Raw genomic sequence first — 15,186 nt, forward strand, 5'->3', positions numbered from 1 at the left:
TTCCCCAAAACGTTTAAAAAACTTAAGAAAATGGTGATTTCCATTCCCATGATTAGAAACAGCCAACAGATAATTCTGCTGGCCTGTTATACCTTATTCGAACATGTTTTATAAGAAGAATCGCTGGATGTCATTCCAAGTAACGACAATCATTAACAACATCAGCAATGCAAACCCGATAAAGTGAACCATTCCTTCTTTTTGGCGGTCAATTGGTTTTCCTCTTAAGAATTCTACCACGAAGAATAGCAGTCTTCCTCCATCCAACGCTGGTAATGGAAGAAGGTTCATAATTCCTAGGTTAATGCTGAGCAGTCCTGCCCATTTCATCAACGTGAATATACCTTGTTTTGCAACTTCTTCTGTGGATTTATAGATTCCTACAGGGCCTGATAGACTGTCGATCGTAAAGCCGCCCGTTACAAGGTCACCAAGAATAATAAAGATCTGTTTTGTCCAAAAATATGTTTCGGTAAAACCGTATTGTATTGCTTTAATCGGTGCTTTTTCAACTGGAGGGTAGACACCGATAATTCCAATTTTCTTGCCATCTCTCTTCACTTCTTGAGGAACAACGGGTACTTCTAATGTTTTCCCGTCCCTATCAACGACAAACTCTATTTCTTGTCCAGGGTTTTTTTGTATGCTTTCCTGAACATCTCCCCAAGATGAGACTTCTGCTCCCTCAATCGATTGAATAACATCCCCAGATTTTAACCCGGCATTTATAGCCGAACCATCTGCAGTCAGTTCACCGAGTTTTGCTTCATCCACAACAACCCCTTGAAACAAACCAATCAACACAAAAATGACAAACGCCAAAACAAAGTTCATCGCTGGCCCAGCTACAATCGTAAGGAAGCGGTGTCCAAGCGACTTTGAGGCAAATTGTCGGTCATAAGGTGCAATCTGATTTTCCACACCATTTTCAACGATTACCGCTTCTTTATGAATGGTAAAGGTTTTTAACGTATCTTCCTCTCCCTCTTCATAACCTGTAAGAATCAGTTTGTGATCAAGGTCGATCACTTCTACTTCAACAAGCCGGATATCAGGATATTTATCTTTATTGTTCAAAATGATTTTTGTAACATACTCTTCATTATCAAAAATTAATCCTACGCGATAACCCGGCTTCAGCTCAATATTTTCAGCATCTTCGCCAGCCATACGCACATACCCACCTAGAGGAAGCAGGCGAATCGTATAAACGGTTTCCTTCTTTTTATACGTGAATACTTTTGGTCCGAAACCGATTGCGAACTCACGGCATAAAATTCCGGCACGCTTTGCAAACACTAAGTGTCCAAGCTCATGGAAAAATACAAGAGCACCGAATATGATAATGAACGCTATAATCGTTTCTAAAGTCTGCATGTTCCGGTCACCTATCTTTCACTAAAGATTCTATATACTGCCTTGTCATTAAATCTACTTCCTGAATGGTTTCTAAATCCGGAAGTGTTATGACAGAATGCTGATTCAGCGCTTTTTCAATCAAAGTCTCAATTTCCAGGAATGATACCTTTCCAGATAAAAATGCAGCTACTGCTGCTTCATTGGCTGCATTCAAAACCGTTGTCATTGTTCCGCCCATTTTACCTGCTTCATAGGCAAATTGCAAACAAGGATATCTGGTGAAATCCATATCGCTAAAATGAAGTTTCCCTGCATCAGCCAAGTTCAGACGTTTACGCCCCACGAGTGGCAGACGGTCTGGATAAGTAAGTGCATATTGAATCGGTACGCGCATATCGGGTGTGCCCAGTTGGGCAATCACACTGGAATCATGAAATTCAACCATGGAATGGATGATACTCTCCTTATGTAGCAATACATCAATTTTATCGTAAGGAAGATCGAATAGCCAGTGGGCTTCAATGACTTCCAACCCCTTATTCATCATCGAAGCGGAGTCTACCGTAATTTTAGCACCCATTGACCAGTTCGGATGGTTTAGGGCCTCTTCCACCGTTACACCTTTCAATTCTTCTCGGGTACGATCCCGGAAGCTTCCGCCTGATGCAGTAATGACTAGACGTTCGATATTCTTTTCCTTTTCACCCTGTAACGCCTGGAAAATCGCTGAGTGCTCACTATCAACAGGGAGTAATCTAACTCCAGCTTTTTTAGCTTCATTTATGACCAAATGACCTGCAGTCACCAGTGTCTCCTTATTGGCGATTGCAATATCCTTTTTAGCCTTTATTGCCTGTAAAGTTGGATAGAGTCCTACGCTTCCGATGACGGCATTGACTAATATTGTAGCTTGATCATAAACAGCAACAGCGGTCAGTCCTTCATCTCCGTACATGAACTCGATATCTTTTTTGCTGAAGAATTCACTTTTTAAAACATGATAATCCTCTTTAGTCTGTACTGAAACAAGTTTCGGTTCAAACTCTTGTATGTAAGTTCTGACCAATTCTATATTTTTCCCGGCTGAAAGCGCCACTATTTTGAATTGATCAGGATGAGCCCTCACTACATCCGCTGTTTGTTGGCCAATCGAACCTGTTGCACCCAAAAGGCTGATATATTTCAAATTGTTCATCTCCTAATTTATATAACACTTGCCTATGCCTTTATTTGTATTATAATACATGCAATAAATGCAAAATCGGTAAAATAAATATCAAACTATCAAGCCTGTCCAAAATTCCTCCATGACCTGGAAGAAGCTTCCCTGAATCCTTTACCCCATAATGACGTTTATAAGCCGATTGAACGAGATCTCCCAATTGGCCGAAAATCGCAATGATTAAAGAAATCAATAACAATTGTAATAATGTATAGTCGAGGGAAGAGAAAACATAAAATAGCACACCCACTATCAACGCGGAGAATATCCCTCCGAAAAATCCCTCCACCGTTTTATTTGGACTGATTTCAGGCCATAACTTTCTTTTACCTAGTGACTTACCGATAAAGTATGCTCCTGAATCGGTTGCCCAAATCGTAAATAATGCAAGCAATATATATATCAGACCCAGACCCAACGAATCACGTGTTTCAAATAGATAGTAGAATCCCATGCCTAGGTATAGGATCGTGATCACTAAAAAGCCTGCGTCATCAAAAGTAAAACGATTTTTTGAAACGACTGTATAAAGAAGTAGCAGTAAAACGCCCATTAAGAAAATTTGGACTTTATCGTAATTAATATTGGCTAAAAAAGCGGTATTTTCATTGGGTAGTAAAAGTACCCACAACAAGATATGTGAAAGAATCGCTTCAAAAGAGACCACACGCATATTTTTCATTTTCATCAGTTCATACAAACCAATGGACGCTAGCAGATATACCAGCAGTAAAAAGGGAATTCCCCCTAAAATAACTATTGGAATGAAGATAGCGGCAGCAACGACCGCCGTAATAATTCGCTGTTTCATTATTCCATTTTCCTCGCCTTCTACATTAAACGCCACCGAATCTTCGTGAACGCTTTTGATACTCCTCAACTGCCTGCAATAAATGCTCTTCACTAAAATCCGGCCATAATACATCTGTAAACCATAGCTCTGTATAAGCCGCCTGCCATAGCATGAAATTACTTAAACGGATTTCACCGCTTGTGCGAATTAGTAAATCTGGATCTGACAAATGCTTAGTCATTAAGTAACTTGTCAGTATTTCCTCCGAAACATTTTCCTTTATTATACCATTCTTAACATCATGAACGATGCTATTCACTGCGGTTACGATTTCTCCGCGGCTTCCGTAGTTTAGAGCAAAGTTTAAAATCATCCCATCATTATTCTTAGTATCTTCCATTGCCCGTTTAACGGCATTTTGAGTATGTGACGGGATGAGAGACAAGTCGCCAATCGTCTCTACTCTTACATTTTCAGAAATAAGCTCAGGTAAAAAGGTCCCGAGAAATTCCTGAGGAAGCTTCATTAAAAAGTCGACTTCACTTTTCGGACGTTTCCAATTTTCAGTGGAGAACGCATAGACGGTTAATGTTTTTACTCCTAATTTATTGGCTACTTTCGTAATTTTACGAACGGTTTTCATTCCTTCATGATGACCGGCCACGCGTGGCAGTGCACGCTTTTTGGCCCAACGGCCGTTTCCATCCATAATAATGGCAATATGTTGAGGAACATCAAACTTCTTAATATGCTGAATCCTATTTGTTACATCGGAAGAAGCATCTTTTTTAACGAAACGCTTCCATAGTGAATACATATGTTAGTCCCCCATTAGGTTGTACTTATCTCTCTACAAAGTTAAAAATATTCGCGCTCTATGTATATCAAGCTTTCTGCGAAAAAGAACAGAATCTTTATTATAATATCAAAAAAAACTTGTTCTCATATTATTATGAAAAAAATTCTTAATTAGAAGTCAGAAGGGGAGAAATTATCACTTCTTTTTTCTAAAAACAGTTTATCATTTGCAATGAAAAATACAAAAAAGGACCACCTCCAACGTTTGCATGCAGCTTACTAACTCAAGGCGTAATCATTATCGGAGAAACCTTATTATAACAGTTTTCTCTTTTTAGCACACCTATATGTTAGAACTAAGACATGACCAGTATGGATTCGGCCCTCTTTATTTTATATTTTAAGAAGAGATTATACTTCCAAAATTTCTTTTTCTTTATCTTTCGTAATCTCATCGATTTTCGTGATATTGCCATCAGTCATCTTTTGGATGTCATCAGCATAGCCGCGTAAATCATCTTCAGTGATTTCACCATTTTTTTCAAGTTTTTTCAAATCGTCATTACCATCGCGACGAACATTACGGACTGCTATTTTCGCTTCTTCCGCTTCTTTCTTGACAACCTTCACAAGCTCTTTTCTACGTTCTTCAGTTAACGCAGGAATGGCAATACGGATGATTGATCCATCATTGGAAGGATTTAAACCTAAGTCAGATTTCAAAATCGCTTTTTCAATCTCACCTAAGACGGTTTTGTCATAAGGTTGAATCACTAAAAGTCTAGCTTCCGGTACAGAAATACCAGCAAGCTGATTAATCGGGGTTGGAGAACCATAATAATCAATAGATATTCTATCTAGCAACGAGGCATTCGCCCTGCCGGCACGGATGCTGGCTAATTCACGTGTGTAAGCTCCAATGGCTTTTTCCATTTTCGTTTTCGCATTTGAAATAACTTGTTTCGGCATCTTTTATTTCCCCCTTACAATTGTTCCAAGCGTTTCGCCTAAAACGGCTCGTTTAATATTACCTTTTTCCATAATCGAGAAGACAATCAATGGTATATCATTGTCCATGCAAAGTGAGGACGCAGTCGAATCCATTACTTCTAATCCCTCTTTAATCACATCAAGATAAGAAAGTTCATCATACTTCACAGCATTTTTGTCTTTAACCGGGTCAGCATTATAAACGCCATCCACATTATTCTTCGCCATCAAGATAACGTCAGCTTCAATTTCAGCTGCACGCAAGGCCGCAGTAGTATCCGTTGAAAAATAAGGATTACCTGTACCAGCTGCAAAAATTACAACTCTCTTTTTCTCAAGATGTCTGATCGCACGGCGTCTAATGTATGGTTCTGCCACTTGTCTCATCTCAATGGAAGTTTGAACGCGTGTTTCAATTCCAAGTTGATCAAGGCTATCTTGTAAAGCCAATGAATTCATGACTGTAGCCAACATACCCATATAATCGGCATTAGCACGATCCATGCCCATTTCACTTCCGATTTTCCCGCGCCAAATGTTTCCGCCACCGACAACTACAGCAACTTCTACATCAAGTTCAGCTACTTCTTTAACTTGTTCAGCAATTGATTTAATTACTGCAGGGTTAATTCCAAATCCTTCGTCACCGGCTAATGCTTCGCCACTGAGTTTTAGTACAACACGTTTATATTTAGCGTTACTCATGAAAACCTCCAACTATGTAATCTTTTCGTTCGTTCATCCTGTTATTCTTGCTACCAAAAGTTCATGACATTTCAAAAAATAGGGAACACTAGAGTGTTCCCTATTCAATCATTTTCTTGCAATTAGTCTTTTTTAACTTGGTTCATTACTTCTTCAGCAAAGTTTTCTTGACGTTTTTCAAGACCTTCGCCTACTTCATAACGAACGAATGATTGGATTTTTCCACCTTTTGATTCTACGAATTGTCCAACTTTTTGATCTGGATTTTTAACGAAAGCTTGTTCGTTCACACAGATTTCTTCGTAGAATTTGTTGATACGTCCTTCAACCATTTTCGCAACGATTTTTTCTGGTTTACCTTCATTAAGAGCTTGTTGTGTAAGAACTTCACGTTCGCGGTCTAGTTCGCTTGCATCCACTTGGTCACGTGAAATATATTTCGGGTTAATAGCAGCGATATGCATTGAAACGCCTTTAGCTGCCTCTGCATCAGTTGTACCCTCAAGAACAGAAAGCACACTGATACGTCCACCCATGTGAAGGTATGCGCCAAATGCGTCATTATCTGTTTTTGTAACAACTTGGAAACGACGTAGAGTTAATTTTTCACCAATTTTAGCAACTGCTGCATTGATATGATCTGCAACTTTTGCTCCATTTTCCATTGTTTGCTCAAGAGCAATTTCAACGCTTTCAGGTTTGTTAGCAAGAAGGAATGCAGCCAATTCTTTAACAAGAGCTTGGAAGCCTTCGTTTTTAGCAACGAAATCTGTTTCTGAGTTCACTTCAAGGATAACTGCTTGGTTTCCTTCAACAACGATAGAAGTTAAACCTTCAGCAGCGATACGGTCTCCTTTATTAGCAGCTTTCGCAATTCCTTTTTCACGTAGGAAATCGATTGCTTTTTCCATATCACCTTCAGTTTGTACTAGCGCCTTTTTACAGTCCATCATGCCGGCACCAGTTTTTTCACGCAATTCTTTAACTAATTGTGCAGTGATTGCCATAATATTTATCCTCCTCAAATTAAATGCAGTTTATTCAGTCTTTACCCATTTCGCCAGATAATACCTGTTTTTATCAATAAAAACAACAAATTATAGCAAAATTCTCAAAAAACCATCAACCGGTCAGTCTTATGGACAAAACCCTGATGTCATATTATCTTCATTCCCTGAAAATCAACCGTAACGTTTTTAAAAAATTCGCACGGGATTTATGTATGCTTATTTAGTGCAAAAAAAAGGGATAAAAGGCATTATCCTCTTATCACCTTTTTTTCTTACTAATTAAGCAACCTTTTTTGCCTATTAAGCAGTTGTTGTTTCAGTTGCTGTTTCTTCGCCTTGTTTAGCTTCTAAGATAGCATCTGCCATTTTACCTGTTAATAATTTAACAGCACGGATTGCATCGTCATTCGCAGGAATAACTACATCGATTTCATCCGGATCACAGTTTGTATCAACGATACCAACAAGTGGAATGTGTAATTTGTGTGCTTCCGCAACAGCAATACGCTCTTTGCGAGGGTCGATAACGAAGATCGCATCTGGAAGAGTCTTCATATCTTTAATACCGCCTAAGAATTTCTCTAAGCGATCCCATTCTTTTTTAAGTTGGATAACTTCTTTTTTAGGAAGTACTTCGAAAGTTCCGTTTGCTTCCATTTTTTCGATATCTTTAAGACGAGTAATACGTTTTTGGATTGTTTCAAAGTTTGTTAAAGTTCCACCTAACCAACGTTGGTTTACATAGTACATACCAGAACGGATAGCTTCTTCTTTAACAGATTCTTGAGCTTGTTTTTTAGTACCAACGAAAAGAACAGTTCCACCGTTAGCAGCTAGTTCTTTAACGAAGTTATAAGCTTCCTCAACCTTTTTAACTGTTTTTTGAAGGTCGATGATGTAGATGCCGTTACGCTCAGTGAAGATATATTTCTTCATTTTCGGGTTCCAGCGACGTGTTTGGTGTCCGAAATGCACACCAGCTTCAAGCAATTGTTTCATAGAAATGACTGACATTTTAGTTCCTCCTAAATGGTTTTGTTTTTCCTCCGCACCGATCATTTTCATACAGAAACTGTCTAAACAGCACCATCTGTTAGAATCACGGGGCGTGTGTATTAACACCATTTCATAATATATCATAATGATACGACACAATCAAGCACAAATTATCTATTCATGCGAAACTTTAATAAAAGTTCAATTTCTGTTTTGCCGCGATTTAATTTTTTTGCGATTTTTTCTATAGAATGGCCTTGATCCGCTAAATATTCTACTTGTTCATTTAATGATAATTCATTTAATCCAACCTGTAACATGCCTGAAAATTCTTTTTCATACTCCTGGTTGGACAGAGAAGGGGCTTCTGAAGAAAGGTCCAATCTATCTTCCGATTTTAAGGGAAATCTATGCTCCTCATTATCTTCTGGCTGTTTTTTATAGGCTTCGGTAGCTTGCTTTTTTGTTCCCATATGCCGCCCTTCTTTGTAATCGAGCAACATTTTTTTCTCTCGCTTGATTTCGTTATCTCTCGTGGAATTCTTCACTACCGCACGTTCTTGTTCTTCATGCCCACGCTTGGGTTTTAATGCAACTGAATTCGTAAAAGTCTTTACCAACGTCTCGTTATCTTCCTTCATTTCCATTAAATAACCAGACAAAAGTTCTTCCAACTCACTTATGATGGCTTTTTGGTCTTTTTCGAGCTTACATAAACGATTTTGACGGAGATATAAAACGACAACGGCGAAAATGGTGAGTATGTTTAAAAGAAACAGTAGAAACATAAAAATTACTAACATGGTGCCTCCTCTTAACCCGAATAGTCAATCCTGATTCCTTTATACGGATGAGAATCTTTTTTCACTGTTGTTGTTTTTTTCTTATTTTCTTTCTGCCTATCTTTTTTAAGAAACTGCCATTTATCGGCATTCCCTTCTTTTTCATAAAAATGAGCGGGAAGCTTTTGTTCTTCACTTACTACAGTCTTTTGTTTCCGTTCTTGATTCTCTCGAACTTGATGGGCAGCATGATCTTGTTGGATTAAATTTTTTTGTTGATTTTGCTCTTGGATTTTCCCTGCATCTTGGGTTCTTGAAAGAGCAATTTGCATCTCGATCGCGTTAAAACTCATGACAACCCACCCCTTTCTATAAAAACGGCATTTACAGTACTCTTTCTGACCTTAACTCAAAATACTGAACAAGGAACTAGCAAGTATTATCGTCATCGTAACCAATTAAGTTGGATGGATGGACTGAAACTGGGCAGTGGATTTTTTTGTTGGCGATTTGAAGAGTATTGCTGGTTTACTCTACAATTGGGATGCAAAACACAACTCAAACTACACTTTCAGGCACCAATATAGAATACTATGTAATTTATATACCTTGTACAGGGTCTATTTTCGAACACATGACGATTTAATCTGGGTGATATTATTTATTATGCACTTAGGGAAGAAATCCTCAACCGTTTCCAGATTCCATCTCTCGGATAGAAAATGGAAAGGAACTCTTTAACAGCATGATATGAAACCCAGCCTCCATGCCCCTTTACCCTCTCTATATTACTGCTTAATTCTTTTTATCCTGCATCGCGTTTCTTAGTTTATATATCGTCTTAGAATGGATCTGAGAAATCCGCGAAGTAGATAGGCTCATTACTTGTCCAATTTCGGTTAAAGTAAGCTCTTCTTTATAAAAAAGTTGTAAAACCAACTGTTCCTTTTCATTAAGTGTTTCTATAACTTGGGCTAATTCCACATACAGTTCTTCCCTTAACAGATGTTCCTCAGGTAGATTTGCTTTTTCATCTTTAATATGAAAGTTTGTGCCTTCTTTATCATCTTGCTCTTGAGGATTCTCATCCATTGATAAAACGTTGGCAAAGAAATTCTCATTTAATGCAGCATATACATCATCTTCCGGAATATTTAATTCAGATGCAATTTCATTTGGCGAGAGATTCCTCATGTATTTCTGCTCTAATTTTTCGATCGCAGACTCAATTTTCTTGGCTTTATCTCTAGCACTTCGCGGGAGCCAATCTTCTTTCCTTAATCCATCTAGTATCGCGCCACGAATTCGAAATGAAGCATATGTGTCAAATTTCAGATCACGTTTTGGATCAAATCGTTCTAGGGCATTGAATAACCCCATCATCCCCAAACTCCTTATATCATCACGGCTCACATTTTTAGGTAGGCTCACTGAAATGCGTTGGACATGATAAGATACAAGTGGGATATATTTCTTAACCAAAATGTCCCCGGCTTGTTGATCTCTGCAGTCAATCCAATTTTTCCAGCATAACTGTTCCTCTCCGATAGTCAGATTAGACATAGGACTTCCTCCTAACATTGTATACATTTTGTAATCAAAACGGCCCTCGAAGGCTCTAGATGCAACAATATTTTGATTGCAAGTGTTCCTGTCATTTCAAGTTGCACTTTTTTCTGACAAGTCGTAATCCCTTATTATATGTTTTTTGTCCCTTTATTCACGGTCCGGATATTTAACATACAATCTTTCGAATTAAATTCTATTGTTCTACCGCTATTCCCACCCACATCTTCAGCAACAACATGGATGTGCAAGTCTGCTAATTCTTTCCGGACGGCTTCCACATTTCTGGGCCCTATTCTCATGAAATCCCCTCCAGAGGCAAATTGAAACATTTGTGCCCCACCAGCCATCTTTGCTTTTAAAAAAATCAATCTTGCCCCTTCTTTTACTAAGCGCTGCACTAATTCCTTTACCGCCGTATCTGCAAATTTGGCAACGTTAATATGTCCCGATTTAGCGAGTGAAGAGTCAGGCAACATGACGTGAGCCAAACCGGCAATCTCTTTTTTTTCATCATAAATCACAACTCCAACACATGATCCTAGACCAGAAGTACGGATCGAATAGGGAGGTTTTACAATATTCATATCTGCTATGCCGACTTTTACAACCTTGACCTGTAATAATTCAGTCATTTGTTGTCACTCCTAAAGAGGAGAAAATGATATCAAAAGATTCAGGATCGGGTAACAGAAAGAAATGTCCGTCTATAGATTCCGCAAATAGCTGATCCTTTTCAAGTACAGTATCTATGACAATGGCCGTGTCACTTACTTGTGACAATTCCAATAATCCATAACTGATTGTTGCTCCTACCATGTCAATACTCAATGACGGAACAGATGGATATAAATTCAATTGGGTGAAATCTGATAAAGCAGTTAGATAGGATCCCGACAATATATTCCCTAATTCCTGAAGGCAAGAAAGCGCCAAATCAGTATATGGAGTGGAATCTATTGAAAAGGTTTCATCTCCTGTCATCTGTTGAATGAAGTATTCAGCCACAGGTAGAGAAAGGATGAAAAACATGCTACCGGAAGCATCGCCTACTATTCGCAAGAAAATGCTAGCAACAACTTGTTCAGCCCCACCAGCCATTTCCATCATTTCATCAAAGGAAACCACTCGGACATTAGGAACATTCATATCAATTTTCCTATTAAGAATTGCCGAAAGTGCAGTGGCTGCGTGCCCTGCGCCAATATTGCCAATTTCCTTCAAGATATCGAGCTGAAGGGGATTAATTTTCTCAATAAACGACATATGATTATCCTTCTATTCTCATATTTTCATTTACTTCAAGACTTAAAGCCTTTTCCAAATTAATTAACACGAGCAGTCGTTTTTCAATTTTAGCCACGCCGCTAATGTATTCTGACGCCGAATGACCAACAACTTCCGGCTGCGGTTCGATACTATCAACTGGAATATCCAATACATCATTGGCAGAGTCTACTATTAACCCCACTTCCATATCATCTAAAATGACCACGATAATCCTTGTAGAGTCGTTGTATTCTAACTCTTCAAGACCAAAACGGACCCGTAAATCAATAATTGGGGTAATTACACCCCTTAGATTTATGACTCCCTTAACAAGCTGAACAGCCTTAGGAACTCTTGTTATATGCAAAAGTTTTTCAATTCCACTAACTTTATCTACTGGAATGGCATATTCTTTATCTTTAATTTGAAATACAATTACTTTCATATCTTGAACGAGATTTGTAGTCGACATCTATTCTCCTCCTCTTAAATTTATGATGATAGCAGAGAGTAGCCTTCACGATGCCTGAATGCGAACAACCACTTAAATCAGAACTCTTCCGCCCATTGCATAACCACGGTTAAACCCTGCTGACCGTCGTTTCCTCTCTATTTCTCTATCGGTCAATGAATCAATGTGTTGCAATCAATGATCAAAGCAACTTGACCATCACCTAATATCGTTGCCCCAGATATCGCAAAAGCAGATGTTAAATAATTACCAAGAGATTTCAAGACGATTTCGAGTTGTCCAATAAATGAATCCACAACTAATCCTGCCAATTTATCACCTTTTCTGACAATAACCACAGAGAGAAATTCCTCTTCTTCCTGATGCACAGGCACTTCAAAAATTTCCTTCAGGAACAGGAGCGGTAGAACTTTCCCCCTGAAGTCAATAACTTGTTGATTATGAGCATTCATGATATCTTCTTTTTTTATAATCGCAGTCTCTATAATAGAAGAAAGTGGAATAGCATATTTTTCCTTTTGGATTTCAACCAGCATTACAGAAATTATCGATAATGTAAGGGGAAGTTGAATAAGGAATATAGATCCTTCGTTCTCTTTTGAATCGATCGTTACAGACCCACCCAATGACTCGATCGTATTTTTAACCACATCCAGCCCTACACCACGTCCTGATACATCTGAAATGGTTTCAGCTGTTGAGAACCCTGAAGCAAAAATTAATTCATAGATTTGCTTATCTGTTAAAGTAGCAGCAGCTTCCTTTGTCAAAATTCCATTGGAAAAGGCCTTGTTTAAGACAAGATCTTTATTTATTCCCGCTCCATCATCGTCAATTTCAATGAAAACATGGTTGCCGCTGTGATACGCTTTTAAAAGGATTTTCCCTTCTTCATTCTTCCCTTTCGCTAGACGTTCTTCAGGTGTTTCAATTCCATGATCCATTGCATTTCTTAATAAATGGACGAGTGGATCACCAATTTCATCTATAACTGTACGATCAAGTTCTGTTTCAGCTCCGATGATTTCCAAATCTACTTTCTTATTCAAATCCCTTGCTAATTGACGAACCATTTTAGGGAAACGATTGAATACAGTTTCTACAGGAACCATCCGCATATTCAACACAATTGTTTGCAAATCGCTGGTTATCCGGGACATTCTTTCAACTGTTTCATGCAGTTCCTGGTTATCCAAATCGCTTGAAATTTGATCGAGTCTACCTCTATCAATTACAAGTTCCTCAAATAAATTCATTAATATATCAAGCCGCTCGATATTTACCCGAATAGTCTTACTTGAGGCCGGCTTAACAGGTGCCTGCTTCTTAGTCTCCTTATTCTCACTTAAAAGCAAGGCGTTCCTTTCTTGGGCCTGGTTATCCACTGCAGCTTTTTTTTCCTCCTTAGCATTGGCAGTGTGTCGTAGATCGTCAAGATTAAGAGCATTTATATCAACTTTTTCCACTTCAGAAATCTTCATGACTTTTTTATGAAGCTCTTCACTCGATTCTTTTGTTACCACCGTAACTGTAAACTTCCGATCAAACTGTTCTTCTTCCAAAAGTTCAACTGGTGGATTGGACTTGATTACTTCACCTGATTTTTCAAGCACCTCATATACCATAAATACCCTCGCTGCTTTTAAAAGACAGTCTTCACGCAAATCTATCGAAATTTCATAACTGTCGAATCCTTGTTCTTTGGACTGCTGCAGGACTGTCAATTCAAATTCATCGTACTCACCACTTGTCACTTCTTCCTTTTCATGAACAGTAGATGCAGCTGCAGTCTCTGCGATAGAAGAGAAAACAGGCGACTCCCCTTTTTCAATCAATTGCAGCTGACGAACAACATTCTTCACATCTCTTTTTCCATCGCCACCTTCAGCAATAGACATGACAATTGCTTCTAAATCATCAACGGCTAAAAATATCACATCAAACAATTCAGGGGTAAGAATAATTTGACTGTTTCGAATCGCATCCAACACATTTTCCATTTTGTGGGTCAAGTTCGCTAAATCCTCATACCCCATGGTGGCCGACATCCCTTTTAAAGTATGAGCGGAACGAAAGATTTCGTTAACAATTGAAAGGTCTTCCGGGTTTTTCTCAAGTACCAACAGCTGTTCACTGCACGTTTGAAGATGTTCTTTACTTTCTTCAATAAATACCTCTAGATACTGATTCATATCCATGCAATCTCCACCTCCACTTGTTAACAATAGCTAATTATTGCGTTAGCTATTGTTTCTACATCCTCTATGCTATCTATCAAATTGGTAGCAATCGCCGCTTTCGGCATTCCAAATACGATTGATGTCTTCTGTGACTCTGCAATCGCTTTTAAAGGACCCGTTTGATTCAACTTAATTATCCCACTTGAACCATCCATCCCCATCCCGGTCATGATGACAGCTATTTTCGCAAAATCAGTAATTTCACTTACTGATTCAAACAGCACATCTACTGAAGGGCGGTGTCCGCTACGCAGTTCGGATTGATCCAAAAGTACTGAAATGCTCATCCCCACTTTTCTCACTTTCAGGTGAAGACCTCCAGGGGCAATATAAGCAACTCCTTTTTGGATCAGTTCCCCATCCTCTGCTTCCTTCACTTGAATCCTACATAATGAATTTAGACGGTCAGCCAAGGATTTTGTAAAACCAGAGGGCATATGCTGGACAACAAGAATAGGTGCATCAATTGTTTCTGGGAGTCCCGTCAATACTGTCTGAAGAGCCCTTGGTCCTCCAGTCGATGTACCAATGACTATAATTTTTTTATTCCAATCGGACCATTTATTTTTATTTTTTTCATTTTCTAATATTTCTCTTGTATCTTTTTTACTATATTTTCCCCAAAACGATGGATTCCCCTCAATATTTATTGCATTTTTTTGTAGTTTGTGAACATTCTCACGGCTGGCTGCCATAACTTTTTCAAACCCGTTCTTTCTTAATTTTGTACAAATCCAGTGAAATGGCACCTAAAGGTTTAGCCACAAAGTCAAAGGCTCTACTGTACATAGAAGCAAAGGTATTTTCCATTCCTTCTTTCATCGTGCTTGAAAACATGATTTCAGCAGTTGGACATTCATCCATAATCCGATTTAATGCTTCTCTTCCATTCATAACCTGCATCTCTACATCTAAGGTGTCGAACTTTCTCAAATACGCAGAATCATCCACAATCAGCACTTTAACTTTATCCATGTAAGGAGA

Annotated in this window: 15 protein-coding genes and 1 pseudogene; all 16 read right to left on the reverse strand. The window is 38.6% G+C overall.

Annotated features, from left to right (window positions below; translation table 11 throughout):
- Window positions 1–108: 108 nt before the first annotated feature.
- The 16 genes and pseudogenes from rseP to cheB all read right to left on the reverse strand — a co-directional run bounded on the left by rseP (window position 109) and on the right by cheB (window position 15,177).
- Window positions 109–1,377: an RIP metalloprotease RseP gene (gene rseP / locus JFV29_RS04280; RefSeq protein ID WP_201181405.1), complete on the reverse strand. Its 1,269-nt coding sequence runs from the start codon at window positions 1,375–1,377 to the stop codon at window positions 109–111.
- A 7-nt stretch (window positions 1,378–1,384) separates the two neighbouring features.
- On the reverse strand, window positions 1,385–2,545 hold the full coding sequence (gene dxr / locus JFV29_RS04285; RefSeq protein WP_201181407.1) for a 1-deoxy-D-xylulose-5-phosphate reductoisomerase: 1,161 nt from the start codon (window positions 2,543–2,545) through the stop codon (window positions 1,385–1,387).
- A 49-nt stretch (window positions 2,546–2,594) separates the two neighbouring features.
- Complete coding sequence (locus JFV29_RS04290; protein ID WP_056527103.1) at window positions 2,595–3,392, reverse strand: phosphatidate cytidylyltransferase; 798 nt, start codon at window positions 3,390–3,392, stop codon at window positions 2,595–2,597.
- A gap of 25 nt (window positions 3,393–3,417) precedes the next feature.
- Window positions 3,418–4,191, reverse strand: coding sequence for an isoprenyl transferase (locus JFV29_RS04295; protein ID WP_056526832.1), 774 nt, complete (start codon window positions 4,189–4,191; stop codon window positions 3,418–3,420).
- Window positions 4,192–4,583: 392 nt separating this feature from the next.
- A complete protein-coding gene (gene frr / locus JFV29_RS04300; protein ID WP_201181410.1) occupies window positions 4,584–5,141 on the reverse strand; it encodes a ribosome recycling factor in 558 nt (185 codons plus the stop codon).
- A 3-nt stretch (window positions 5,142–5,144) separates the two neighbouring features.
- Window positions 5,145–5,867, reverse strand: a complete 723-nt coding sequence (gene pyrH / locus JFV29_RS04305) for a UMP kinase (RefSeq protein WP_053345351.1) — start codon at window positions 5,865–5,867, stop codon at window positions 5,145–5,147.
- A 122-nt stretch (window positions 5,868–5,989) separates the two neighbouring features.
- Window positions 5,990–6,874, reverse strand: coding sequence for a translation elongation factor Ts (tsf, locus tag JFV29_RS04310; protein WP_056526827.1), 885 nt, complete (start codon window positions 6,872–6,874; stop codon window positions 5,990–5,992).
- A 303-nt stretch (window positions 6,875–7,177) separates the two neighbouring features.
- Entirely contained in the window at window positions 7,178–7,891 is a 714-nt protein-coding gene (gene rpsB, locus JFV29_RS04315) for a 30S ribosomal protein S2 (RefSeq protein ID WP_056526825.1), read from the reverse strand.
- 152 nt (window positions 7,892–8,043) lie between these two features.
- Complete coding sequence (locus JFV29_RS04320; RefSeq protein WP_207205083.1) at window positions 8,044–8,514, reverse strand: hypothetical protein; 471 nt, start codon at window positions 8,512–8,514, stop codon at window positions 8,044–8,046.
- Window positions 8,515–8,687: 173 nt separating this feature from the next.
- On the reverse strand, window positions 8,688–9,008 hold the full coding sequence (locus tag JFV29_RS04325) for a hypothetical protein (RefSeq protein WP_201181413.1): 321 nt from the start codon (window positions 9,006–9,008) through the stop codon (window positions 8,688–8,690).
- A gap of 442 nt (window positions 9,009–9,450) precedes the next feature.
- Window positions 9,451–10,218 (reverse strand): FliA/WhiG family RNA polymerase sigma factor, encoded by a 768-nt coding sequence (locus JFV29_RS04330; protein ID WP_201181414.1) that lies wholly within the window; start codon window positions 10,216–10,218, stop codon window positions 9,451–9,453.
- Window positions 10,219–10,352: 134 nt separating this feature from the next.
- Complete coding sequence (locus JFV29_RS04335) at window positions 10,353–10,856, reverse strand: chemotaxis protein CheD (protein WP_056526815.1); 504 nt, start codon at window positions 10,854–10,856, stop codon at window positions 10,353–10,355.
- Window positions 10,849–11,487, reverse strand: a complete 639-nt coding sequence (locus JFV29_RS04340) for a chemotaxis protein CheC (protein WP_201181415.1) — start codon at window positions 11,485–11,487, stop codon at window positions 10,849–10,851. The genes JFV29_RS04335 and JFV29_RS04340 overlap by 8 nt, the downstream gene beginning before the upstream one ends.
- A 4-nt stretch (window positions 11,488–11,491) precedes the next feature.
- Complete coding sequence (locus JFV29_RS04345) at window positions 11,492–11,962, reverse strand: chemotaxis protein CheW (RefSeq protein WP_201181416.1); 471 nt, start codon at window positions 11,960–11,962, stop codon at window positions 11,492–11,494.
- Between the two features lie 152 nt (window positions 11,963–12,114).
- On the reverse strand, window positions 12,115–14,160 hold the full coding sequence (locus JFV29_RS04350; RefSeq protein WP_201181417.1) for a chemotaxis protein CheA: 2,046 nt from the start codon (window positions 14,158–14,160) through the stop codon (window positions 12,115–12,117).
- 20 nt (window positions 14,161–14,180) lie between these two features.
- Window positions 14,181–15,177: pseudogene (cheB, locus tag JFV29_RS04355) on the reverse strand (chemotaxis-specific protein-glutamate methyltransferase CheB).
- Between the last annotated feature and the right edge of the window lie 9 nt (window positions 15,178–15,186).

The sequence above is a fragment of the Peribacillus sp. TH16 genome, from assembly GCF_016651095.1.
Taxonomy (GTDB): domain Bacteria; phylum Bacillota; class Bacilli; order Bacillales; family DSM-1321; genus Peribacillus; species Peribacillus butanolivorans.

Bases quoted from the DNA above. Each gene is read 5' to 3' on its own strand.
- JFV29_RS04295 (WP_056526832.1), bottom strand. From the start codon at position 4,191: ATGTATTCACTATGGAAGCGTTTCGTTAAAAAAGATGCTTCTTCCGAT.
- JFV29_RS04340 (WP_201181415.1), bottom strand. From the start codon at position 11,487: ATGTCGTTTATTGAGAAAATTAATCCCCTTCAGCTCGATATCTTGAAG.
- JFV29_RS04330 (WP_201181414.1), bottom strand. From the start codon at position 10,218: ATGTCTAATCTGACTATCGGAGAGGAACAGTTATGCTGGAAAAATTGG.
- JFV29_RS04345 (WP_201181416.1), bottom strand. From the start codon at position 11,962: ATGTCGACTACAAATCTCGTTCAAGATATGAAAGTAATTGTATTTCAA.
- tsf (WP_056526827.1), bottom strand. From the start codon at position 6,874: ATGGCAATCACTGCACAATTAGTTAAAGAATTGCGTGAAAAAACTGGT.
- rpsB (WP_056526825.1), bottom strand. From the start codon at position 7,891: ATGTCAGTCATTTCTATGAAACAATTGCTTGAAGCTGGTGTGCATTTC.
- JFV29_RS04290 (WP_056527103.1), bottom strand. From the start codon at position 3,392: ATGAAACAGCGAATTATTACGGCGGTCGTTGCTGCCGCTATCTTCATT.
- frr (WP_201181410.1), bottom strand. From the start codon at position 5,141: ATGCCGAAACAAGTTATTTCAAATGCGAAAACGAAAATGGAAAAAGCC.
- JFV29_RS04325 (WP_201181413.1), bottom strand. From the start codon at position 9,008: ATGAGTTTTAACGCGATCGAGATGCAAATTGCTCTTTCAAGAACCCAA.
- rseP (WP_201181405.1), bottom strand. From the start codon at position 1,377: ATGCAGACTTTAGAAACGATTATAGCGTTCATTATCATATTCGGTGCT.
- JFV29_RS04335 (WP_056526815.1), bottom strand. From the start codon at position 10,856: ATGACTGAATTATTACAGGTCAAGGTTGTAAAAGTCGGCATAGCAGAT.
- JFV29_RS04320 (WP_207205083.1), bottom strand. From the start codon at position 8,514: ATGAAGGAAGATAACGAGACGTTGGTAAAGACTTTTACGAATTCAGTT.
- pyrH (WP_053345351.1), bottom strand. From the start codon at position 5,867: ATGAGTAACGCTAAATATAAACGTGTTGTACTAAAACTCAGTGGCGAA.
- JFV29_RS04350 (WP_201181417.1), bottom strand. From the start codon at position 14,160: ATGGATATGAATCAGTATCTAGAGGTATTTATTGAAGAAAGTAAAGAA.